This window comes from Nocardia sp. NBC_01499, assembly GCF_045040275.1.
Classification (GTDB): domain Bacteria; phylum Actinomycetota; class Actinomycetes; order Mycobacteriales; family Mycobacteriaceae; genus Nocardia.
The window spans coordinates 7,284,574-7,305,141 of record NZ_CP109426.1; the positions used below are offsets into that span (position 1 = coordinate 7,284,574).

Consider the following 20,568-nt stretch of genomic DNA (forward strand, 5'->3'; position numbering starts at 1 on the left):
GGGTCGACGGTGAACTTACTATGGAGTAAGTTTGGTGGTCATAGATCTCTCGAAAGGAAATCGCATGGCCACCAAGGCTGCTCGCCGTGCCGTGATCGTGTCCGGTGCGCGCACGCCGTTCGTGCGTGCGTTCACCGGATACACGCGGATGGATTCCATCGCGCTCGCCGACGCCGCCGTCCGTGGGTTGCTCGAGCGCACCGGGCTGCCCGGTGCGCAGGTGCAGGCGATCGTGTGGGGCGGGGTCATCCTGCCGAGCGCGGCGCCGAACATCGCCAGGGAGATCGCCCTCGACCTGCGGCTCGACGCCGGGTGCGAGGGGTACACGGTGACCAGGGCCTGCGCGTCCGGCCTGCAGGCGGTGACCTCCGCCGCGGCCGCGATCGAGCGCGGCGAGTACGACATCATGATCGCGGGCGGCAGCGATTCCACCTCCAATGCCGAGGTCAAGCTGCCGCAGAAGGTGGTACACGCCGCAGCGCCGCTCGCGCTCGGTAAGCCGAAGCCCAAGGACTACCTGTCCGCGGTCGCGCAGCTCGCGCCGTTCACCGATCTGCTGCCGAGCAGGCCGAAGATCGCCGAGCGCACCACCGGCGAGGTGATGGGGGAGTCGGCCGAGAAGATGGCCCGCATCCACGGCATCAGCCGCGCCGATCAGGACGAGTTCGCCGCCCGCTCACACCATCGCGCCGCCGCGGCCATCGATTCGGGCCGATTCGACGACGAGGTGCTGCGGGTGCGCACCCCCGATGGCACCGAGATCGCCCGCGACGGACTGGTCCGCGGCAACACCAGCATCGAAAAACTATCGAAACTCAAGCCTGTATTCGCGGAAAACGGCACCGTGACCGCGGGCAATGCCAGCCCGCTCACCGACGGTGCCTCGGCGGTGCTGCTGATGAGCGAGGAGAAGGCCCTCGAACTCGGCTACCGGCCGCTCGCCGCGTTCCGCTCCTGGAGCTACGTCAGCGTCGACCCGACCGACCAGGTGCTCATCGGCCCCGCGATCTCCATGCCGCGCGCACTGGACAAGGCCGGAATGTCGTTGAGCGACATCGACTTCGTCGACATCCACGAGGCCTTCGCCGCACAAACCCTGTCCGTGCTCGCCGCACTCGGCAGCACCGAATGGGCGAAGTCCCGCCTCGACCGCGACACCGCCGTCGGCGACATCGACATCGACACCCTCAACGTGCACGGCGGCTCGGTCTCCCTCGGCCACCCCTTCGGCGCCACCGGCGCCCGAATGGTCACCACGATGGCGAACGAACTCGCCCGCACCGGCAAAAACACCGCCCTACTCGGCATCTGCGCCGCCGGCGGCATCGGTGCCTCAGCCGTGCTCGAGCGCGTCTAACCCCCGCCGAAATCCGCACCCGGACTCGGGATCCGCACTCGCTTTCAGGGCCCTAGTCCGAGTGCGGATCCCGAGTCTGGGTGCGGATTTTGCTTACCGGGGGCGGTCGGGTGGGATGACCGGGATGGTGCCGTCGGCGGTGGGGCGGGCGCCGTAGGTGGTGAAGGCGCGGCGGGCGGTTTGGGGTTTGCGGCCTTCGGTGGCGATGATGCGCAGGCAGGTGTCGTGGTTGGTTTCGCCGGGGAGGGCCTCGCGGCGCAGGCGGAGCATGGCGGACGCGAGGTCGATGCCGAGCTCGTTCGACAGCCTTACGGCGTCGACGTTGGCCATGGCAAACCTCCTGAGCCCGAAGAACATTGCGTCCGCGAAGAATCCATTGTCCGAGATGGATCCGTTCTTGACGTACCCAATCGCTCGGGCGGCGAATCCTCGTGCAGAAATACATCCCGTGATCTGCCGCACACCGCGGCACGGGCGAAAATGGGTGCGGGACGTCGAGAAATGTGCGTCAGGCGCGGTACGTTTCGTGGTGGACGGCGTCGCGCAGGAGGCGTCCGGTGCGCCAGCTGAAACGTTCCAGTCGGGACATCGGGAAATGTGCGTCAGGCGCGGTAGGTCTCGTGGTGGACGGCGTCGTGGAGGGGGCGTCCGGTGCGCCAGCCGAAACGTTCCAGGTCGGGGATCTGCTGGAATTCGTGGACCGGTCCGACGCACAGCCAGGCGATGGGGCGGATGCCCTCGGGCAGGCCGACGAGGTCGGTGAGGAATTCGGGGTCGTAGAAGGAGACCCAGCCGACGCCGATGCCCTCGGCCGTGGCGGCCAGCCAGAGGTTCTGGATCGCGAGAACGGCGGAGTAGACGCCGGTTTCGGGAACGGTGGCGCGGCCGAGCACCTGCGGGCCGCCGCGGCGGTGGTCGTAGCTGACCACGATGCCGGTGCCGCTCTCGGTAATGCCTTCGATCTTGATCGGCTCGAAGGTCGCCGCTCGCTCCGGCGGCAGCGCGGCCCGGAACTCTGTTCGCTTGTCCGCCACGTGGTCGGCGAATTTCCGCAGCGTGCTCGGATCGCGGACCACGACGAAATCCCACGGCTGCGAATTCCCGACGCTCGGCGCCCGATGCGCGGCTTCGAGAATCCGCCACAGTGTCGCGTCATCCACGAGCTGCCCGGTGAACTCCGCCCGCACATCGCGCCGCACCCGAATAGCGTCGTAAACACTCAACCCGTCAGCACTCACGCGCTCACTCAACCACCCACCCCCGGCCCCACAGTCGACGGGAGTCATATGGTCGCCAAAAGACCTTGAACAGCAACCTTCCGACTCGCCTCAACTAGCCCCCGGCGAGCGAGTGCGTTGAGGGGAGTTGAAAGGTTGCTGCTCAAGATCTTTTGGCAGCCTTTTGACTCGCCTCGATGGGGCTCCGAGTCAGCCGACGAGTGCGGGGCGGCGGGTGAGGCGCTTCTTGCCTTCGGCCAGTGCGGTGCGCAGGCCGCGGCGCCGGCCGGTCTCCGGGTCGATGACCGGGCCTGCGGTACCGGCGAACTTGCGCTCCGAGGCGGTCTCGGGGGCATCGTCGGCGGTGTCGCGCAGGTACTTGTTCGGCAGCGACAGCTTGAGGATGGTGCGCCATGCCTTGAAGTACTGCACCGGCAGCGAGCCGGTGGTGTAGGGCAGGTCGTACTTCTCGGCCAGTGCCCTGACCTTCACCGCGATATCGGCGTACCGGTTGCTCGGCAGGTCGGGGAAGAGGTGGTGCTCGATCTGGTGGCTGAGGTTGCCGGTCATGAAGTGGGTGAGCGGGCCGCCGGAGATGTTGGCGCTGCCCAACATCTGACGCAGGTACCACTGGCCCTTGGTCTCGCCGTCGATGTCGGCCTTGGTGAACTTCTCGGCGCCGTCGGGGAAGTGGCCGCAGAAGATCACCGCGTTGGACCACACGTTGCGGATCGCGTTGGCCGCCAGGTTGGCGGTGAGGGTGGAGAAGAACGCGGGGCCGGTGAGCGCCGGGAAGATCACGTAGTCCTTGACGACCTGCTTGCCCATCTTGGTGAGCGCCTCGGTGCGCTTGCGCTCGAAGTCGGCCCGCTCCGGGGTGCCCGGCTTGAACCGGCCTGCGGCCAATTTGCCGAGCTCCATGTGCTGGATCGCGACGCCGTATTCGAAGAGCAGCTGCAGCACCAGGTTGTAGACCGGGTTGCCCAGGTTGAACGGCTTCCACCGCTGGTCGCGGGTGACGCGCAGCAGGCCGTAGCCGATGTCGTCGTCCATGCCGAGCACGTTGGTGTACTTGTGGTGCAGGTAGTTGTGCGTGTGCTTCCAGTGCTTGGCCGCGCCCGCGTTATCCCATTCCCAGGTGCTGGAGTGGATCTCCGGATCGTTCATCCAGTCCCACTGGCCGTGCATGGCGTTGTGCCCGATCTCCATGTTCTCGATGATCTTGGCGGTGCCGAGCAGGGCAACGCCCGCGAGCCAGGCCGGCGGTAAGAAGCTGGCGAACAGCACGCCGCGGCCGCTGATCTCGAGTGCGCGCTGCAGACGGATCACGTTGCGGATGTACTTGGCGTCGCGCGCACCGCGCGACGCCTCGATATCCCGCCGGATCGCGTCGAATTCCGCGCCGAGTGCTTCCACGTCGGCCTCGGTGAGATGTGCGTATTCCTTGACATCCGAGATCGCCATGCCGGCTACAGTACCGTAAGTTACGAGAGCGTAGGTTACGGGGACCTGAACGCGAATGTGGTAAATCCCCCATTGCGATCACGATCATAAGATGCTAGATCAACAGAGCTGACGTTACGGCGTAAAGCCTTCTCCCACACCAAATTCCGACGTGTCGAAGCCGTCGTACTCGGCTAGATCCTGCACCGCCGGGCGGTCGCTCGCAACTCGAACCGGCTTTCGCGCGCGCGGCCGCGCATCGGATCCCCACTCGGACTGGGGATATCCGGCCAACCAGCCACTTTGCCGAACTTTCGCCAGCCCGCAATGTGCCGTTCCGAACATTCACCTAACTTCCAGCGTCCCTGACGAATGGAGTTCGACAATGCGATTATGCAAGGCGTTGCTCACGGCTGTTCTGCTGGCGAGCACCGCCATGGTGGGGGTTGCGCCGCTGGCGCACGCCGACGACCACGAGCGGGTGCGCGTACTGAGCTGGAACATCCTGCACGGTGGCCGTGAGCCCACGCCGGACAATCTGAATGACCTGATCGATCAGGTCATCGACATCAAGCCGGACGTGTTCTTCGCCGTGGAGACCTACGGATCCGGCGAAACCATCACCGACGCGCTGACCCGCCGCGCGCACAACGGCCGCTATACCGGTGTGCAGATCACCGACCGCGCCGCCGGGTCGGACAACCTGTGGATCTTCACCAAATACGACGTCGTCGCGACCTATCCGAAGCCGCAGGGCGGCCCGGTGAGCGACTTCAATCTCGGCGGTGTGCGGGTGCGGGTGCCGCACGACGGTGAGCTGAATCTGTTCGCCACCTGGCTGACCTACACCGATCCGTGGGACGGCTACCTGATCGACGAGAACGCGATCGACCGCCGCGACGGCCGCGAGCCGCGCCACTCCGTCGCCGCCGTGCTGCAGGCCGAGCGGGCACAGACGCAATACATCACCGACATCGTCAACAACCAGATCCCGAAGATGCTCGGCGGCAACACCGCGCCGACGCTGCTCGGCGGGGACTTCAACACGCTGCCCGGCGCGGACTGGACGCCGAGCCAAGCGAACTGTCCCAACCACTTCGGGGTGAGCTATCCGCTGACCGCGACCAAGGCCGTCACCGACGCGGGTTTCGTCGACACCTTCCGCGCGGCGAACCCGGATGTCTGCGCGGTACCCGGCCGCACGTGGAGCCCGCTGCCCACCGAGAAGCTGCTCACCGATCAGCGGATCGACTTCATCTTCGCGAAGGGCAAGGTCGAGACGCGCGGATCGCGCATTGTCGACCAGCGCATGCGACGTCACGGTCGGGGCGTCTTCTACTCCGACCATGCCGCAGTCGTCAGCGATCTGAAGATCCGCTGGTGATTGCCTGACCGGTTCGGGGCCGGTACTCCGTGCGGGTACCGGCCCTCGGCCGGTCAGCTCAACGACGTCGACGCGTGCGCCGCAATGCCTGCTGCCGCACGGCCTTACGGCGCAGCGAGGCCTGCTCGGTGCGGGCCCGGTCCTGCAGCGCGACGGTGGCCTCGCGCAGCGCTTCCTTCTCGTGCTCGGCCTTCTCGCGCAGCGCGCGCTTGGCCTCGCGCAGCATTTCCTTCTCCTGGCGCGCCTTCTCCTTGAGCACCACCTTGGCCTCGCGCATCGCCGAACGCAGCCCGCGCCGCTGCCCGGTTTCCGGGTCGACGCCGAGCCAGCTCGCGGTGTCCGAACTCGGCAGCGACGGCAGGGTGATACCGGCGAACTTGCGTTCGGAGGAGGTCTCTGGTGCGTTGTCGGCGGTGGCCTTGAGCAGCCGGTCCGGCAGCGCGAGCTTGTGGATGGTCCGGAAGGCGAGCAGGTACTGCTTGCCGAGCGAGCCGGTGGTGTAGGGCAGGTCGTACTTGTCGCACAGCTCGCGCACCCGCACCGCGATCTCGGAGTACCGGTTGCTCGGCAGGTCGGGGAACAGGTGGTGCTCGATCTGGTAGCAGAGGTTGCCGCTCATGAACGCCATCGCGGGCCCGGCCTTGAAGTTGGCGCTACCGAGCATCTGGCGCAGGTACCACTCGCCGCTGGTCTCGCCCTCGAGCTGTTCGATGGTGAACTTCTCGGCGCCGTCGGGGAAGTGGCCGCAGAAGATCACCGCGTAGGACCACAGGTTGCGCACCAGGTTGGCGGTCGCGTTCGCCTTCAGCGTCGACATGAACGCGGGGCCGGTGAGCGCGGGGAAGAGCAGGAAGTCCTTGGTCATCTGCCGGGCGATCTTGCGGCCGAACTCGCGGTTCGGCTCCGACATCAGGCCTTTCGGCGTGCCGGACAGTTCCTTCTCGATGCTCCAGTCGTGCAGCGCGATGCCCCACTCGAAGGTGGCGGCGAGCACCAGGTTGGCCAGCGGTTGCACCAGGTGGACCGGGCGCCAGGTCTCGTCGCGGGTCATCCGCAGGATGCCGAAGCCGAGGTCCTCGTCCTTGCCGAGCACGTTGGTATAGGTGTGGTGGGAGTAGTTGTGCGCGCGCCGCCACTGCGAGGACGGCCCGGTCTGATCCCACTCCCAGGTGCTGGAGTGGATCTCCGGATCGTTCATCCAGTCCCACTGCCCGTGGCTGATGTTGTGCCCGAGCTCCATGTTCTCGACGATCTTGGCGACCGACAGCAACGCGGTGCCGGTGAGCCAGGCCCAGCGGTTGCGGCTGCCGAACAGCACCGCGCGACCGGCCACCTCGAGGGCCCGCTGCGCGGCGATGGTGCGCCGGATGTACTTCGCGTCACGCTCGCCGCGCGACTGCTCCACCGAGCGGCGGATCGAATCGAGCTCCTGCCCCAGTGTTTCGATGTCTGCCGCAGTCAGGTGGGCGAACGCCTGAATATCGGTGATTGCCACCGGGTGTCCTTTCGCTGCTCAATTTGATTTGAGGGTACCCAAAGAACGTTGGCGGCGTCCCGAGCCGAGGCTCGGCGCGCGCTCAGACGTCGAGGGTGCAGTCGCCCGCCGCGGCGGAGATGCAGGTCTGCACCTTGTCGCCCTCGCGATGCTCGTCACCGTTGCGCAGGTCACGGACGTAGCCGGAACTCAGTGTCACGACACAGGTTTGGCAGATGCCCATCCGGCAGCCGAACGGCATCTGCACACCGGCCGACTCGCCCGCCTCCAGCAGGCTGGTCGCGCCGTCCGCCGCGACCTCGCGGCCGGTCTTGCCGAAGGTGACGGTGCCGCCCTCGCCGACCGCGGAGCGTTCGATCTCGAACCGCTCGACGTGCAGTAGGTCCGCGATGCCCGCGTCACGCCAGTGGTGTTCGATCTCGTCGAGCATCGCGGCGGGGCCGCAGGCCCAGGTGTGCCGCTCGCGCCAGTCGGGGAACTTCTCGTCGAGCCCGGCCAGCGCGAACTTGCCGTGCTCGCCGGTGAGGTTCAGGTGTGAGGTGAAACTCGGGTGCCTGTCGTGCAGGTCGCGCAGCTCGGCGCCGAACATCACGTCCTCGGCGGTGCGCGCGGAGTGCAGGTGCTGCACGTCGGTGACCATGCCGCGACGGTCCATCGCGCGCAGCATCGCCAGCACCGGGGTGATCCCGCTGCCCGCGGTCAGGAACAGCACCTTCTCCGGCGGCGGGTAGGGCAGCACGAAACCGCCCTGCGGCGCGGCGAGCCGGACCACGGTGCCGACCGGGACGCCGCTCACCAGGTGACTGGACAGGAAGCCCTCCGGCATCGCCTTCACCGCGATCGAGATGACGCGCTTGCCGCCCGCCTCCGGATCCGACCAGTTCGGCGGGCAGGTCAGCGAGTAGGACCGCCAGTGCCAGCGGCCGTCGATCAGCACGCCGATGCCGATGTACTGACCCGGTTCGTATTTGAAGTCGAAGCCCCAGCCCGGCTTGATCACCAGGGTGGCCGAATCCGCCGTCTCCTTGCGCACGTCGACAATGCGGCCGCGCAGCTCGCGCGCCGACCACAGCGGGTTGGCCAGGTGTAGGTAGTCATCCGGCAGCAGCGGGGTGGTGACGCGTGCCACGGCCCCGCGCAGCACGTTCAGCCTGCCGCCGCGTTCGGCGACGGCGGCGGCCGGAGCCTCCAGCCATTCACGCACGCCCCGCACGGAGAATCCCCCAGTTTTCGAGCTCATCGCTGCCGTTCATCTTCCTGTTCGTCGGATGCGCTGCCCACGCAACAGCCAGGTTACGGCATCGTAGGTTAGCCGAGAGTGTCGTGGCCGTCACCCCAATCATCCCGCGTGATCGACTGCGCGTCATCCGTGCGGGCGATAAGGGAACGTCAGAGCAATTCCAGCAGGAACGGCAATTCCTGCGCGGCATACCAGGCGAGCTGGTGGTCCTCCGCGTCGCCGAGCACGAATTCGGCGTCGGTATCGCCGAGATCGGCGGCGTCGACCACGTCGACGGCCTTGGCCACCTGGGGCTCGGCCTCGGCCAGGTCGACGTGCACGCAGCCGATCTGGTCGTAGGTGATCGGCCCGGCCAGCTTGACGACGGCGTCGTCGAGGTCGGGGCGCAGCTTCGCGCCGGTCACGTCCGCGGCGATCACCGCGCGCCGATAGACCGGCCGCCCGGCGGCCACCGGCTCCGCGTCGTCGGCCGGTTCGTCGGCGTCGTCGCGTTCGGCGGCGAGCAGGCGCAGCGAGGCGCGGGCGGCCTCGCCCATCGCCACCTCGGCCAGCTCCTCGTCGTCGCCGGAGGCATACGCCTCGCGCAGCGCCGGGGTCACCGCGAACGCGGTGCCGCCGATCGGGCGCAATTCCCGGTTGGTGACGAGCTCGCGCAGCAACGGCACCGTCGCGGGGATATAGACCCGCATTTTCTCCTGATCAGACGCAGGCACCGAGCATCTCCTCCATGGAATCGCGCACCGACGCGGCAAGCACGCCGATGTCGGCCATCGCGTCGCGGTCGGCGTTGAGTCCGTAGAAAACGCGTCCGTCATAGGACGTGATCCCGATGCTCGAGGCCTGATTGCGCAGCAGCGGCGACACCGGATACATCTCCAGCATCCGCGCGCCGCCGATGTACATCGGCGTTTGCGGACCCGGTGCGTTGGTGATCACCAGATTGAACGTGTGCTCTGCGAAGGTACTCGCCGCACGCACGCTCATGGCATGCAGGCTCGCCGGTGCGAACCCGGCAAGATGCACCAGCGTGCGCGCGCGAACGCCACGGTGCTGCCTGCCGTTGGCCTCGGTGGCGTGCGCGATGTGCGAAAGACGCATCACCGGATTGGGTTCGCCGACCGGCAGATCGATCAGGAACGAGGAGACCTCGCTCGCCGGTTTCAGCTGATCCCCGTCTGTCCCTTCGACATACACCGACATCGGCACCACGGCGCGCAGCGTGGTCGATTCGGTCAGCGCCTCGCCGCGCGACAGCAGCCAGTTGCGCAGCGCGCCGGTGACCACCGCGAGGATGACGTCGTTGATCGAGCAGTCGAAGCGCTTGCGGATCTTGCGGTAGTCCTCGAGGTCGGTGCGCACCACGTCGAAGCGGCGGTTGCGCGAGGTGCGCGCGTTCAACGGGCTGTCCGGCGCTCCGGAGGCCGCGGCGCGCACCGCGGCGACCACCGAGTCCATCGCCCGGCCCGCGGCGCCGATCACCGCGAAGGCGTGCCCGCTCGCGTGCCTGGCGACCTCCAAGGCCTCGCGCGGCTGGGCGGCCAGATGGGTCAGCGCGCCGACGAGCAGTTCCACCTCGTTGGGTTCGCGCGGCGCGAGCCAGGCGTCGTCGGCGAGCTCGCGCGGCGACGGCCCGGTATCGAGGATCACGTGGCCGATCTCGAGCGCGGTGTCCCCGTCGACCAGGGCCGAATGTGATTTGGTGAAGATCGCGCAGCGGCCGTCGGACAGGCCCTCGATCAGGTACATCTCCCACAGCGGCCTGCTCTGATCCAGCGGCCGCGACGCCAGCCTGGCCACCAGTTCGTGCAGTTGTTCGTCGGTGCCCGGTGTCGGCAGTGCCGAGCGGCGGATGTGATAGGTGATGTCGAACTGGCTGTCCTCCACCCAGACCGGGCGCCCGAGCGCGAACGGGATCTCGCGCACCTTGCGGCGATAACGGGGGACCAGCGAGAGCCTGGCCTCGACCAGGTCGACCAGCCGGTCGTAGTCGAGCATCGGCTCGGCGGGCCCGCTGTCCTGCTCGGTATTTCGGAGGATCGCGAGGGCGCCGATGTGGATCGGATTGCTGCTCGATTCGAGCCGATAGAACGACGCGTCCTGCGGCGTCAGTCTCGTGATCACGCTGCCAGGTGCTCCTTTTTCGATGCCGCCTCACGCCCATTGTGCTGTCGCCACAAGGGTTCAGCTCGTCCGTTGTGGCGTATCCGGTGAAATCGGCGTTCCCCTTTACCGCCCCGGCTTGGCGTGGCAAGCTGTTCGACTCGAGCTCGGGGAACTCGATTCGACCACAGGGGGACACCGGATGCACAGTCGACGACCATCGCTTTCGCCCGCTCCGCACATCGAGCCGCCGTTGGAGGGTGACCGGGCGGGTCGCGCGCGGTCGGATGCGTCGTCGCCGCGAGCCGCGCTGCCCTGCCGTCGCATGCCGTCACATAGCGGGCCGACCACGCGGGCCGCACAGCGACGCGCCCGGCACGACGGACGACTTACATCGTACGGCACCGATAGCGAAACGGGTTCCGCGGCAAGTCGATTCGCGGAAAGTTCGCTACGGCTCGTGCTCGAGGTGCTGGACGGCAGGCGCCCGGTGATCCAGCTGCGTCGGCTCGCCGCACCGTCGGTGTTCGCCGCCATCGAGACGCTCGCGCGGTCCGCGCCGCAGGGCCGCGGCCTCGGTGCTGCCCGCCTTACCAACTTCGGCGTCGAGCTGACCGGCCCGAATACCGCCGAGGTGTACGGCAGCTACCGGCGCGGGCAGCGGGTCTTCGCGGTCGCCGCGTGCGTGACGCTGCATCGAGCGGGCTGGCAGCTGACCGCGTTCCGCGTACTGTGAGTACCAGGGCGGACGACCCGGCCACGCGCTGATCCGGCCGAACGGCGCTGCTCGTCGGCACCTACGATCGGCACCGCATTACCATGGGGCGTGCAGCGGATTCCGCACTCGGAGCGCGAACCCGCACGCCGGGCCGTGAGCCCACACCTCGCACCCGGCGCCGACGACACGAAATGACACACCGACCAGAGGACTGACGAGACCCGTGCCTGCGCTGACACTGACGAGGTTGCTACGGATTGGTGAGGGTCGCATGGTCAAGCGGCTCGCCAACTTCGCCGATCAGGTTCTCGACCTCGAGTCGGAGTACGAGCTACTCACCGACGACGAGTTGCGCGGCAAGACCGACGAGTTCCGCGAGCGCTACTCCGACATGGTCGAGGAGGGTCACGCCGATCCGCTCGGCGCGCTGATGGCCGAGGCGTTCTCGGTGGCGCGCGAGGCGTCCTGGCGCGTGCTGAACCAGAAGCACTACAAGGTGCAGATCATGGGCGGCGCCGCGCTGCACACCGGCAACATCGCCGAGATGAAGACCGGTGAGGGCAAGACGCTCACCTCGGTGCTGCCCGCCTACCTCAACGCGATCAGCGGCGACGGCGTGCACATCGTCACCACCAACGACTATCTCGCCAAGCGCGACTCCGAGTGGATGGGCCGCGTGCACCGCTTCCTCGGGCTCGAGGTCGGCGTGATCCTCGGCGGCATGACGCCCGCGCAGCGGCGGGTGGCCTACGGCGCCGACATCACCTACGGCACGAACAACGAGTTCGGCTTCGACTACCTGCGCGACAACATGACGCACTCGCTCGACGATCTGGTGCAGCGCGGGCACAACTTCGCCGTGGTCGATGAGGTCGACTCCATCCTGATCGATGAGGCGCGTACCCCGCTGATCATCTCCGGCCCGGCCGACGCCTCCAGCAAGTGGTACGCCGAATTCGCGCGCATCGCACCGCTGTTGAAGAAGGACCTGCACTACGAGGTCGACATCAAGAAGCGCACCATCGGCGTGCACGAGGCCGGTGTCGAGTTCATCGAGGATCAGCTCGGCATCGACAACCTCTACGAGGCCGCGAACTCGCCGCTGGTCAGCTACGTGAACAACGCGATCAAGGCCAAGGAGCTGTACTCGCGCGACAAGGACTACATCGTCCGCGACGGCGAGGTGATCATCGTCGACGAGTTCACCGGCCGCATCCTGGTCGGGCGCCGCTACAACGAGGGCATGCACCAGGCGATCGAGGCCAAGGAGGGGGTGGAGATCCAGCCGGAGAACCAGACCCTGGCCACCATCACCCTGCAGAACTACTTCCGCCTCTACGAGACGCTGTCCGGCATGACCGGTACCGCCGAGACCGAGGCCGCCGAGCTGCACCAGATCTACAGCCTCGGCGTTGTCCCGATCCCGACGAACAAGCCGATGATCCGCTCGGACCAGTCCGACCTGATCTACAAGACCGAAGAGGCCAAGTTCGCGGCCGTGGTCGACGACGTCACCGAGCGGCACGAGCGCGACCAGCCGGTGCTGATCGGTACCACCAGCGTCGAGCGCTCGGAGTACCTGTCCAAGCAGTTCACCAAGCGCGGCATCGCGCACACCGTGCTGAACGCGAAGTTCCACGAGAAGGAAGCCGAGATCATCGCCGAGGCCGGTCGGCCGGGCGCGGTCACCGTGGCGACCAATATGGCCGGTCGTGGTACCGACGTCGTGCTCGGCGGCAACCCGGACATCATCGCCGACCTCATCCTGCGCAGGGAGGGCCTCGACCCGGTCGAGACCCCGGACGCGTACCAGCAGGCCTGGCTGCCGACGCTGGAGCAGGTCAAGGCGCAGACCTCGGCGGACGCGGAGGTCGTCCGCGATGCCGGTGGTCTCTACGTGCTCGGCACCGAGCGGCACGAGTCGCGGCGTATCGACAACCAGCTGCGTGGTCGTTCCGGCCGTCAGGGTGACCCCGGCGAGTCCCGGTTCTACCTGTCGCTTGGTGACGAGCTGATGCGCCGCTTCAACGGTGCCGCGCTCGAGTCGATCATGACCAGGCTCAACCTGCCCGACGATGTGCCGATCGAGGCCAAGATGGTCTCCAAGGCGATCAAGAGCGCGCAGACCCAGGTCGAGCAGCAGAACTTCGAGATCCGCAAGAACGTGCTCAAGTACGACGAGGTGATGAACCAGCAGCGCACCATCATCTACGGCGAGCGCAACCGGATCCTGCGCGGCGAGGACATGGAGGGCCAGGTCCAGAGCATGATCACGGATGTGGTCACCGCCTACGTCAACGGCGCGACCGCCGAGGGCTACGTCGAGGACTGGGATCTGGACAAGCTGTGGACGGCGCTCAAGACGCTGTACCCGGTCAAGCTCAGCTACAAGAACCTGACCGGCGAGACCGCGGTCGGCGAAGCGGGCGACCTCAGCCGCGAGGAGCTGCTGGAGGCGCTGCTCGACGACGCGCACGAGGCCTACGAACGGCGCGAGGCCGAGATCGACGGCCTGGCGGGCGAGGGCAGCATGCGCAATCTCGAACGGCAGGTGCTGCTTTCGGTGCTCGACCGCAAGTGGCGCGAACACCTCTACGAGATGGACTACCTCAAGGAGGGCATCGGCCTGCGGGCCATGGCGCAGCGCGACCCGCTGGTCGAATACCAGCGTGAAGGCTTCGACATGTTCGCGGCGATGCTCGAGGGCCTGAAGGAGGAGTCGGTCGGCTTCCTGTTCAACCTGCAGGTCGAGGTGCAGCAGCCGCAGCCCGAAGGCGTCTCGGTCGATCAGGGCCTGCGCTCGCCGGTCGGTGCGATGGCCGCGCCGCGCCCGCTGCCCACCGACGAGGCACCCGTCGGCAACGGCAGCAGCGCCCCGGCGGCGTTGCGCGCCAAGGGTATCGGCGACAACAACCAGCGTGGCCTCAGCTACTCCGGCCCCGACGAGGGCGGGCATCGCGAGGTGCACAGCGACGCCGAGGAGTACGGCGACGGCACCACCCGCCGCGAGCGCCGCGAGGCCGCCCGCGCGCAGGACAAGACGAAGCGCACCGCGAAGCCGCGTCGTCGCCACTGAGCGCTCGCAGCTGACGCTCCATAACTGAAAAGCGAAAGCGCCCAAGGACTTCCGTCCCTGGGCGCTTTCGCATTCCGCGCCCCGATCAGCCGCACTCCTTTTGATTTCCCGCACCGAGATTCGCATGCGATTCTCGGTGCCGAAAATCAGAAAGCGTGCGGCTGACTGGTCGGGCGCGCGTTTGGGCGAGAAAGCGCACGGGGCGTGGGGAAGAGGCGTAGCTTTTCGGGTCGTGGACCGGAGCACAGTTGAGGCATGGGTCGGCGAATACGAACGGGCCTGGCGATCGCCGGGTACCGAGAAACTCGGCGACCTCTTCGCCCCCGAAATCGGATATCAGGTTTCTCCGTGGGCGGAACCGCTCACGGGGCTACCCGCGCTGGCGAAGTTCTGGGAAAGCGGACGGGACGGGCCGGACGAGTCGTTCACGGTGGAGCCGGAAGTCGTTGCCGTGGACGGACTTACCGCTGTCGTCCGGGCGGAGGTCGAATACCCGGACCAGCCCGCACGCTGGCGCGACCTATGGGTACTGCGCTTCGATCAGGACGGGCGCTGCACGTGGTTCGAGGAGTGGCCCTTCGCTCCGGGCCAGCCCGACGGACAGGACCGATCCGGCGGCTGAGCGACGTTGGGGAAAGTCCCCAGCTGTGTCACCGCCGTGATCTGCCGCTAGTCGACGGGCCGTGGACTGTTGTTGGTCTGCCAGTGGTCATTGGAGTTCAGCGCGGTGAGCAGCAGGCGGATGGCGGCCACCCGGCGCTCTTTGCCCGGCAGCTTGTCCAGCGCGCACTCGGGGTCGGCGGGCGGGCCGAGGTGGGTGCAGCCGCGCGGACAGTCCTCGATCGCGGCGGCCAGGTCGCTGAAGGCGGCGACCACGTCGTCGGGGGTGATGTGGGCCAGGCCGAAGGAACGGATGCCGGGGGTGTCGATGACCCAGCCGCCGCCGGGCAGTGGCAGCGCGACGGATTGGGTGGAGGTGTGCTTGCCCTTGCCGACACCGGATACCTCGCCGACAGCCCGATACGCGTCTGGCACAAGACGATTCACCAGGGTCGACTTGCCGACGCCGGAGTGGCCGATGAAGGCGGTGAGGCGACCGGTGAGCAGTTCGAGCACCGGATCGAGCGGATCGTCGACGCCGCCGTAGACGATGGTGAGGTCGAGATCCTCGAAGGCGGAAGCGAATTCGGACTCGGCGGCCAGATCGTGCTTGGTCAGGCACAGCACCGGGTGCAGCCCACCGGCGTACGCGGCGACCATGCAGCGTTCGACGAATCCGGTGCGCGGCGGCGGATCGGCAAGTGCGACAACCATGAACAGCTGCTCGGCATTGCCGACGACGATCCGCTCGAACGGATCCGTGTCATCGGCGGTGCGCCGCAACACCGTTCGGCGTTCGGTGACCCGCACGATGCGGGCGAGCGAATCGGGTCTGCCGGACAGATCGCCGACCACGTCCACCTCGTCGCCGACCACGATGGGGGTGCGGCCGAGTTCCCTGGCGCGCATGGCGACGATGTGGTGATCCGGATCGCCGCCTAGCACGCAACCCCAGCGACCGCGATCCACCGAGACCACCATGGCGGATTCCGCATCACTGTGTTGCGGACGGGTTTTCGTGCGGGGACGCGAACTCTTGCCCGGGCGCACCCGGACGTCGGTTTCGTCGTACTCGCGCTTTCTCAGTGCGCCGCCCCTTGATCGGAAACCGTCGGATCGAGCATGTGCTCCCACAGCGCAACGAAATTCGGCAGCGTCTTGGCCGTGGTACCGATGTCCTCGATCTCGATGCCGGGCACGCGCAGCCCGAGAATCGCTCCGGCCGTTGCCATTCGGTGATCGGCGTAGGAATGCCAACGGCCACCGTGCAATTCGGCGGGCACGATCTCCAGCCCGTCCTCGGTCTCGGTGACCTTGCCGCCGAGCCGGTTGATCTCGGTGGACAGCGCGGCGAGCCGGTCGGTCTCGTGCCCGCGCAGGTGCGCGATGCCGCGCAGGTGCGACGGGGAATCGGCAAGTGCCGCCAGGGCCGCGACCGTCGGTGTCAGCTCGCCGACGTCGTGCAGGTCGATATCGATGCCGGCCAGGCGATCGGGACCGTGCACGGTCAGCACGCCGTCGAATACGCGCGCCTCGGCGCCCATTCGCACCAGGATCTCGCGGATCACGTCGCCGGGCTGGGTGGTGAGCCGGGGCCAGTGCGGGATCTTGACCTCGCCGCCGGTGACCGCGGCGGCCGCGAGGAACGGCGTCGCGTTGGACAGATCCGGCTCGACGTCCCAATCCACCGCGCGGATCGGGCCGGGGGTCACCTGCCAGGTCTGCGCCAGGCGGCTGTGCTCGGGCGCCTGCACCTGCACATCGGCCCGGCGCAGCATCTCGACGGTCATCTCGATGTGCGGCATCGAGGGCAGCGCCTTGCCGTCGTGATGCACGATCAGGCCCTCGTCGAACCGCGCCGCCGACAGCAGCAGGCCGGAAACGAACTGGGAGGATCCGGAGGCGTCGATGGTCACCGTGCCGCCGCGCAGCGCGCCCTTGCCGTGCACCGTGAACGGCAGCGTGTTGCCGTCGATGTCGGCGCCGAGGCTGCGCAACGCGTCGAGGATGGTGCTGAGCGGGCGCACCCTGGCCTGCGCGTCCCCGTCGAACGCCACGTCGCCCGCGGCCAGCGCGGCCACCGGCGGCAGAAAACGCATCACGGTGCCTGCGAGTCCACAGTCGACGCTGGCGCCCTGCAATGGGGCCGGAGTGACGGTCAACGTGTCGTCATCGCCCTCGATGGTCGTGCCGAGCGCGCGCAGCGCCGCGATCATCAGGTTCGTGTCGCGGCTGCGCAACGCACCGGACAGCGTGGACGGACCATCGGCCAGTGCGGCCAAGATCAATGCCCGGTTCGTGATCGACTTCGATCCAGGCAGGGTCACGGTCGCGTGTACAGGGACATCGACATAGGGCGCTGGCCAGAAACTCACGTGTTCCATCTTCGCCCATCACCCAACCGAACATGCGGGCGGTCGCCTTAATGCAACGCAATTCGTCCGGGTGGCGTCGCCCCACAGATCCGGCGGCAAGCTCACCGCGCGGACGCGCACGGTAGGGCGGCGAGAAGATCTGTGGGGCGCAACGGATTTCCCGCGCTACTTGTGTCGCCCGTGGATGAACGGAACCAACCTGCGCAGCAGCTTCATCGTTGACTGCGTGCGCGAGTAGCTGAGCAGCGCCATGCCGGGAATCGCGAAGCGCTGCACCGCGATCGAGTGCGGGCGGGCGAATTCGCGCAGGCCCGGCTCGCCGTGGATGCGGCCGATGCCGGAATCGCCGACGCCGCCGAACGGCAGGCCGGGGATGGCGGCGAAGGCGAGCACCGAGTTCACCGAGGTGGCGCCGACGTGCAGCCTGCGCGCGATCTCGAGGCCGTTCTTCTTCGAGTACACCGCCGAGGACAGCCCGTACTTGGAGCTGTTGGCCAGCTCGACCGCCTCGTCCACGCCGTCGACGGTGCGGATGGTGACCGTCGGGCCGAAGGTTTCCTCCTGCACCGCCTCGGACTTCTCGTCAACATCGACGAGCACCACCGGCTCGATGAACGGCGCCTTCACCGATTCCGGGCCGCCGAGCACGGCGGTGCCGCCGTTCTTCAGCGCGGACTCGATGTGGCGGCGCACGATGTCGACCTGGCTCGGCATGGTCATCGGACCGTAGGAGGCGTCGGCGCCCGAGCCGGGCCCGACCTTCTCCAGGATCTTCTTCACCTCGGCGACGAACTCGTCGCGCACCGACCGATCCACGTACACCCGCTCGACGCCGGCGCAGGTCTGGCCGCTGTTGGCGGTGGCGCCCCAGGCGACCGCGTCCGCGGCGGCCTTCACGTCCGCGTCACCCGCGACGATCACCGCGTCCTTGCCGCCGCATTCGAGCAGCACCGGGGTGAGGGTGTCCGCGGCGGCGGCCATGATCCGCTTGCCGGTCGCGGTGGAGCCGGTGAACGCGAGCTTGTCGACGCCGGACTTGACCAGCGCGGCGCCGGTCGCGCCGTAGCCGTTGATGGTGATGAACACGCCCTCGGGCAGATCGGGGTTGGCCTTGGCGAACGCGGCGGCCAGGAAATTGCCGATGCCGGTGGAGAATTCGCTCGGCTTGAACACCACGGTGTTGCCCGCGGCGAGCGCGTAGCCGATGGAGCCGTTGGGGGTGTAGACCGGGTAGTTCCACGGGCCGATCACGCCGACGACGCCGAGCGGGCGCTGCTCGACCCTGGCGGCGAAGTTCGACATGAACGCGCCGGGGGAGACCTTCTTCGGCGCGAGTACCTTCTTGGCGTTCTTGGCCGCCCAGGCGATGTGCTCGAGCGCGAGCATCAGTTCAAGGAAGGCGTCGTCGAGCGGCTTGCCGTTCTCGGCGTGGATCAGCTGGCAGAACTCGTCGGAATCCTTGACCAGCTGGCTCGACCAGCGCAACAGGTACGCCTTGCGCTCGTCGTAGCTCAGCGCGCCCCAGGTGGCGGCGGCCGTGCGGGCCTTCGCGACGGCCGCGCGCACCGCGTCCTCGTCCGCGATCGGATGGGTGCCGATCACCTCGCCCGTTGCGGGATCGACCGACGTGAGTGTCGTATCAGGTTTGAGGTCGGTGGATGTCACGGTGAGTTTCTCCTCTTGCCGGGTGGGTGCTCGGGACGACGTCGATCCCGGTTGCTCCTGGCGGTGGCCGGTCGGTGCGCAAGCGTCAGCGGACGGGCGCAGAGACCACCCATCCTCTGAGAGAATGGTAGGTCAAAACTCTCAACTGGTCACCAGCTATGGATCAATTGTCCATGAGACTGTCGGTGGTGGGTGGGAGTATCGAGATATGTGCGGACGATATGCGACCACGACAGATCCCGGCCGACTCGCGGTCGAGCTGGATGCGATCGATGAAACCGAAAGCACTGGCTCGGCCCCCTTCACCAATTACAACGTCGCGCCGACGACGCAGGTGCTCACCGTGGTGGAGCGGCACGAGCACGGCCACAAGGACGACGACCCCAAGCTGCGCCTGCGGCGGATGCGCTGGGGCCTGATTCCGTTGTGGACCAAGGCCGCCGAGCCGGGTGTTCCGGTGAAGGGCAAGCCGCTGTTCAACGCGCGCGCCGACAAGGCCGCGACCACCCCCTCGTTCCGCGACGCGGTGAAGTACCGGCGCTGCCTGGTCCCGATGGACGGCTGGTACGAGTGGGTCGTTGAGCCGGGAGACAAGGGCAAGGCCGTCAAGAAGCCCTTCTTCATGGCACAGGCCGACGGCTCCCGGCTGTACATGGCCGGGCTGTGGTCGGTGTGGCGGGACAAGTCCCTCGACGAGAGCGAGCCGCTGCTGTCCTGCACCATCCTGACCACCGACGCGGTCGGCGACCTGACCCGCATCCACGACCGCATGCCGCTACCGATGCCGCAGGAGCACTGGGACGCCTGGCTGGACCCGGACCACCCGGCACCGGCCGCGCTGCTGGAGACGCCGAGCGCGGCGGCGATCGCGGGGATCGTGGCGCGACCGGTGCCATCGCTGGTCAACAGCGTGAAGAACAACGGGCCGGAACTGCTCGAGCGTGTGTCGGAAGACGAAGAAGCCGGGCAGATCAGCTTGCTCTGATCGCCCGGCTCCGTGGGTGGCACTACGTCAGAGGTCGCACTTCACGGCCGGGGTCGCGATATTGAGCCCACATTTGACGATGCCGGTGACCAGGTCGATGACTTGGCCGGTCACGGTGCCTCCGAGCTTCTCGGCCTTGTCCGCCTTTTTGTCTTTGGTGGGGTTGCTGTCGTCGATGCCCTTACCGTCGAGCGGGACGTCGACGCCGACCCATGTCGCGGTCGACGGCGCCGCGGTGGCGGTCGGGGCCGACAGCGCCAGCGCGCCGACGGCCACGGTTCCGAGCAGGGCGACGATCACGGGGCGTACACGCTGGTGCGCGGGCATTTCGCATCACATCCTCGAATCGGACGAATCTGGCACGTCCATTGACGCACAGATTGTGTCGAATCAAGTGAATTGACCGGTCCTCACTGTGGCGGTCACCGCCGAGGTCAGCCGGATCAGGTCGGCGGGCGCCACCTCGATCTCCAACCCGCGCCGGCCGGCGCTGCACAGGACGCGGTCCCAGTTCAGCGCGGAGTCGTCCACCACGGTCGGCAGCGGCTTGCGCTGGCCCAGCGGGGAGATGCCGCCGAGCACATAGCCGGTCGTCCGTTCGGCCTTCGCCTTGTCGGCCATGCTCGCCTTCGGCACACCGAGCGCGGCCGCTGCGGCCTTGAGCGACAACGTATTCGGCACCGGAAGCACGGCAACGGCGAGCGAGCCGTTCGACAATTCGAGCACCAACGTCTTGAAGATCTGCGCCGCCGTCACACCCAATTCCTCGGCGAGCGCGTCCACCGCCTCGGTGCCATAGGAATCGGCGCGCGGATCGTGCTTATAGGCATGCACCCGATGGGCGACCTTGGCCGTGGTCAGCGTCCGGATCGCCGGTGTCGAGGCTCCTGCCATGGCGGAAACCTTAACGACG

At 67.5% G+C, this 20,568-nt stretch carries 18 protein-coding genes; 6 read left to right on the plus strand and 12 right to left on the minus strand.

Annotated features, from left to right (window positions below; genetic code table 11):
- Positions 1-64 precede the first annotated feature (64 nt).
- Positions 65-1,357: an acetyl-CoA C-acyltransferase gene (locus OG203_RS33410; protein WP_405161205.1), complete on the plus strand. Its 1,293-nt coding sequence runs from the start codon at positions 65-67 to the stop codon at positions 1,355-1,357.
- Between the two features lie 93 nt (positions 1,358-1,450).
- On the opposite strand, the gene OG203_RS33415 is transcribed toward OG203_RS33410, so the two are convergent.
- The 3 genes from OG203_RS33415 to OG203_RS33425 all read right to left on the minus strand — a co-directional run bounded on the left by OG203_RS33415 (position 1,451) and on the right by OG203_RS33425 (position 4,038).
- The gene (locus tag OG203_RS33415) at positions 1,451-1,687 is read right to left on the minus strand and encodes a hypothetical protein (protein ID WP_405161206.1); all 237 of its coding nucleotides are present in this window, start codon (positions 1,685-1,687) and stop codon (positions 1,451-1,453) included.
- Positions 1,688-1,959: 272 nt separating this feature from the next.
- On the minus strand, positions 1,960-2,580 hold the full coding sequence (bluB, locus tag OG203_RS33420) for a 5,6-dimethylbenzimidazole synthase (RefSeq protein WP_405168089.1): 621 nt from the start codon (positions 2,578-2,580) through the stop codon (positions 1,960-1,962).
- A gap of 204 nt (positions 2,581-2,784) precedes the next feature.
- Positions 2,785-4,038, minus strand: coding sequence for a fatty acid desaturase family protein (locus tag OG203_RS33425; protein WP_405161207.1), 1,254 nt, complete (start codon positions 4,036-4,038; stop codon positions 2,785-2,787).
- Positions 4,039-4,402: 364 nt separating this feature from the next.
- Here OG203_RS33425 and OG203_RS33430 point away from each other — a divergent pair, with 364 nt between their 5' ends.
- On the plus strand, positions 4,403-5,401 hold the full coding sequence (locus OG203_RS33430; protein WP_405161208.1) for an endonuclease/exonuclease/phosphatase family protein: 999 nt from the start codon (positions 4,403-4,405) through the stop codon (positions 5,399-5,401).
- A 58-nt stretch (positions 5,402-5,459) separates the two neighbouring features.
- On the opposite strand, the gene OG203_RS33435 is transcribed toward OG203_RS33430, so the two are convergent.
- From OG203_RS33435 to OG203_RS33450, 4 genes are all read right to left on the minus strand, one after another.
- On the minus strand, positions 5,460-6,896 hold the full coding sequence (locus OG203_RS33435; RefSeq protein WP_405161209.1) for a fatty acid desaturase family protein: 1,437 nt from the start codon (positions 6,894-6,896) through the stop codon (positions 5,460-5,462).
- A gap of 82 nt (positions 6,897-6,978) precedes the next feature.
- Positions 6,979-8,136: a ferredoxin reductase gene (locus tag OG203_RS33440; protein ID WP_405161210.1), complete on the minus strand. Its 1,158-nt coding sequence runs from the start codon at positions 8,134-8,136 to the stop codon at positions 6,979-6,981.
- Between the two features lie 149 nt (positions 8,137-8,285).
- On the minus strand, positions 8,286-8,825 hold the full coding sequence (locus tag OG203_RS33445; RefSeq protein ID WP_405168090.1) for a DUF6912 family protein: 540 nt from the start codon (positions 8,823-8,825) through the stop codon (positions 8,286-8,288).
- Positions 8,826-8,835: 10 nt separating this feature from the next.
- On the minus strand, positions 8,836-10,257 hold the full coding sequence (locus tag OG203_RS33450; RefSeq protein ID WP_405161211.1) for a WS/DGAT/MGAT family O-acyltransferase: 1,422 nt from the start codon (positions 10,255-10,257) through the stop codon (positions 8,836-8,838).
- A 304-nt stretch (positions 10,258-10,561) separates the two neighbouring features.
- Between OG203_RS33450 and OG203_RS33455 the strand changes: the two genes are divergently transcribed.
- The 3 genes from OG203_RS33455 (at position 10,562) to OG203_RS33465 (ending at position 14,652) form a co-directional block, all read left to right on the plus strand.
- Positions 10,562-10,972: an Rv3235 family protein gene (locus tag OG203_RS33455; protein WP_405161212.1), complete on the plus strand. Its 411-nt coding sequence runs from the start codon at positions 10,562-10,564 to the stop codon at positions 10,970-10,972.
- A 253-nt stretch (positions 10,973-11,225) separates the two neighbouring features.
- Complete coding sequence (secA, locus tag OG203_RS33460; RefSeq protein ID WP_405161213.1) at positions 11,226-14,030, plus strand: preprotein translocase subunit SecA; 2,805 nt, start codon at positions 11,226-11,228, stop codon at positions 14,028-14,030.
- A 232-nt stretch (positions 14,031-14,262) separates the two neighbouring features.
- A complete protein-coding gene (locus OG203_RS33465; protein WP_405161214.1) occupies positions 14,263-14,652 on the plus strand; it encodes a YybH family protein in 390 nt (129 codons plus the stop codon).
- A 47-nt stretch (positions 14,653-14,699) separates the two neighbouring features.
- Here OG203_RS33465 and rsgA read toward each other — a convergent pair whose 3' ends face one another.
- From rsgA to OG203_RS33480, 3 genes are all read right to left on the minus strand, one after another.
- Complete coding sequence (rsgA, locus tag OG203_RS33470; protein WP_405168091.1) at positions 14,700-15,716, minus strand: ribosome small subunit-dependent GTPase A; 1,017 nt, start codon at positions 15,714-15,716, stop codon at positions 14,700-14,702.
- On the minus strand, positions 15,713-17,014 hold the full coding sequence (aroA, locus tag OG203_RS33475; protein WP_405161215.1) for a 3-phosphoshikimate 1-carboxyvinyltransferase: 1,302 nt from the start codon (positions 17,012-17,014) through the stop codon (positions 15,713-15,715). Before aroA ends, rsgA begins: the two co-directional genes overlap by 4 nt.
- Positions 17,015-17,170: 156 nt before the next feature.
- Positions 17,171-18,670, minus strand: a complete 1,500-nt coding sequence (locus tag OG203_RS33480) for an aldehyde dehydrogenase family protein (protein WP_405161216.1) — start codon at positions 18,668-18,670, stop codon at positions 17,171-17,173.
- A 208-nt stretch (positions 18,671-18,878) separates the two neighbouring features.
- Here OG203_RS33480 and OG203_RS33485 point away from each other — a divergent pair, with 208 nt between their 5' ends.
- On the plus strand, positions 18,879-19,655 hold the full coding sequence (locus OG203_RS33485) for an SOS response-associated peptidase (protein ID WP_405161217.1): 777 nt from the start codon (positions 18,879-18,881) through the stop codon (positions 19,653-19,655).
- A gap of 27 nt (positions 19,656-19,682) precedes the next feature.
- On the opposite strand, the gene OG203_RS33490 is transcribed toward OG203_RS33485, so the two are convergent.
- The gene (locus OG203_RS33490; protein WP_405161218.1) at positions 19,683-19,982 is read right to left on the minus strand and encodes a hypothetical protein; all 300 of its coding nucleotides are present in this window, start codon (positions 19,980-19,982) and stop codon (positions 19,683-19,685) included.
- 63 nt (positions 19,983-20,045) lie between these two features.
- On the minus strand, positions 20,046-20,549 hold the full coding sequence (gene ybaK, locus OG203_RS33495; protein WP_405161219.1) for a Cys-tRNA(Pro) deacylase: 504 nt from the start codon (positions 20,547-20,549) through the stop codon (positions 20,046-20,048).
- Positions 20,550-20,568: the final 19 nt, after the last annotated feature.

Bases quoted from the DNA above. Each gene is read 5' to 3' on its own strand.
- OG203_RS33410 (WP_405161205.1), top strand. From the start codon at position 65: ATGGCCACCAAGGCTGCTCGCCGTGCCGTGATCGTGTCCGGTGCGCGC.
- OG203_RS33415 (WP_405161206.1), bottom strand. From the start codon at position 1,687: ATGGCCAACGTCGACGCCGTAAGGCTGTCGAACGAGCTCGGCATCGAC.
- OG203_RS33425 (WP_405161207.1), bottom strand. From the start codon at position 4,038: ATGGCGATCTCGGATGTCAAGGAATACGCACATCTCACCGAGGCCGAC.
- OG203_RS33430 (WP_405161208.1), top strand. From the start codon at position 4,403: ATGCGATTATGCAAGGCGTTGCTCACGGCTGTTCTGCTGGCGAGCACC.
- OG203_RS33440 (WP_405161210.1), bottom strand. From the start codon at position 8,136: ATGAGCTCGAAAACTGGGGGATTCTCCGTGCGGGGCGTGCGTGAATGG.
- OG203_RS33445 (WP_405168090.1), bottom strand. From the start codon at position 8,825: ATGCGGGTCTATATCCCCGCGACGGTGCCGTTGCTGCGCGAGCTCGTC.
- OG203_RS33455 (WP_405161212.1), top strand. From the start codon at position 10,562: ATGCCGTCACATAGCGGGCCGACCACGCGGGCCGCACAGCGACGCGCC.
- secA (WP_405161213.1), top strand. From the start codon at position 11,226: ATGGTCAAGCGGCTCGCCAACTTCGCCGATCAGGTTCTCGACCTCGAG.
- aroA (WP_405161215.1), bottom strand. From the start codon at position 17,014: ATGGAACACGTGAGTTTCTGGCCAGCGCCCTATGTCGATGTCCCTGTA.
- OG203_RS33485 (WP_405161217.1), top strand. From the start codon at position 18,879: ATGTGCGGACGATATGCGACCACGACAGATCCCGGCCGACTCGCGGTC.
- OG203_RS33490 (WP_405161218.1), bottom strand. From the start codon at position 19,982: ATGCCCGCGCACCAGCGTGTACGCCCCGTGATCGTCGCCCTGCTCGGA.
- ybaK (WP_405161219.1), bottom strand. From the start codon at position 20,549: ATGGCAGGAGCCTCGACACCGGCGATCCGGACGCTGACCACGGCCAAG.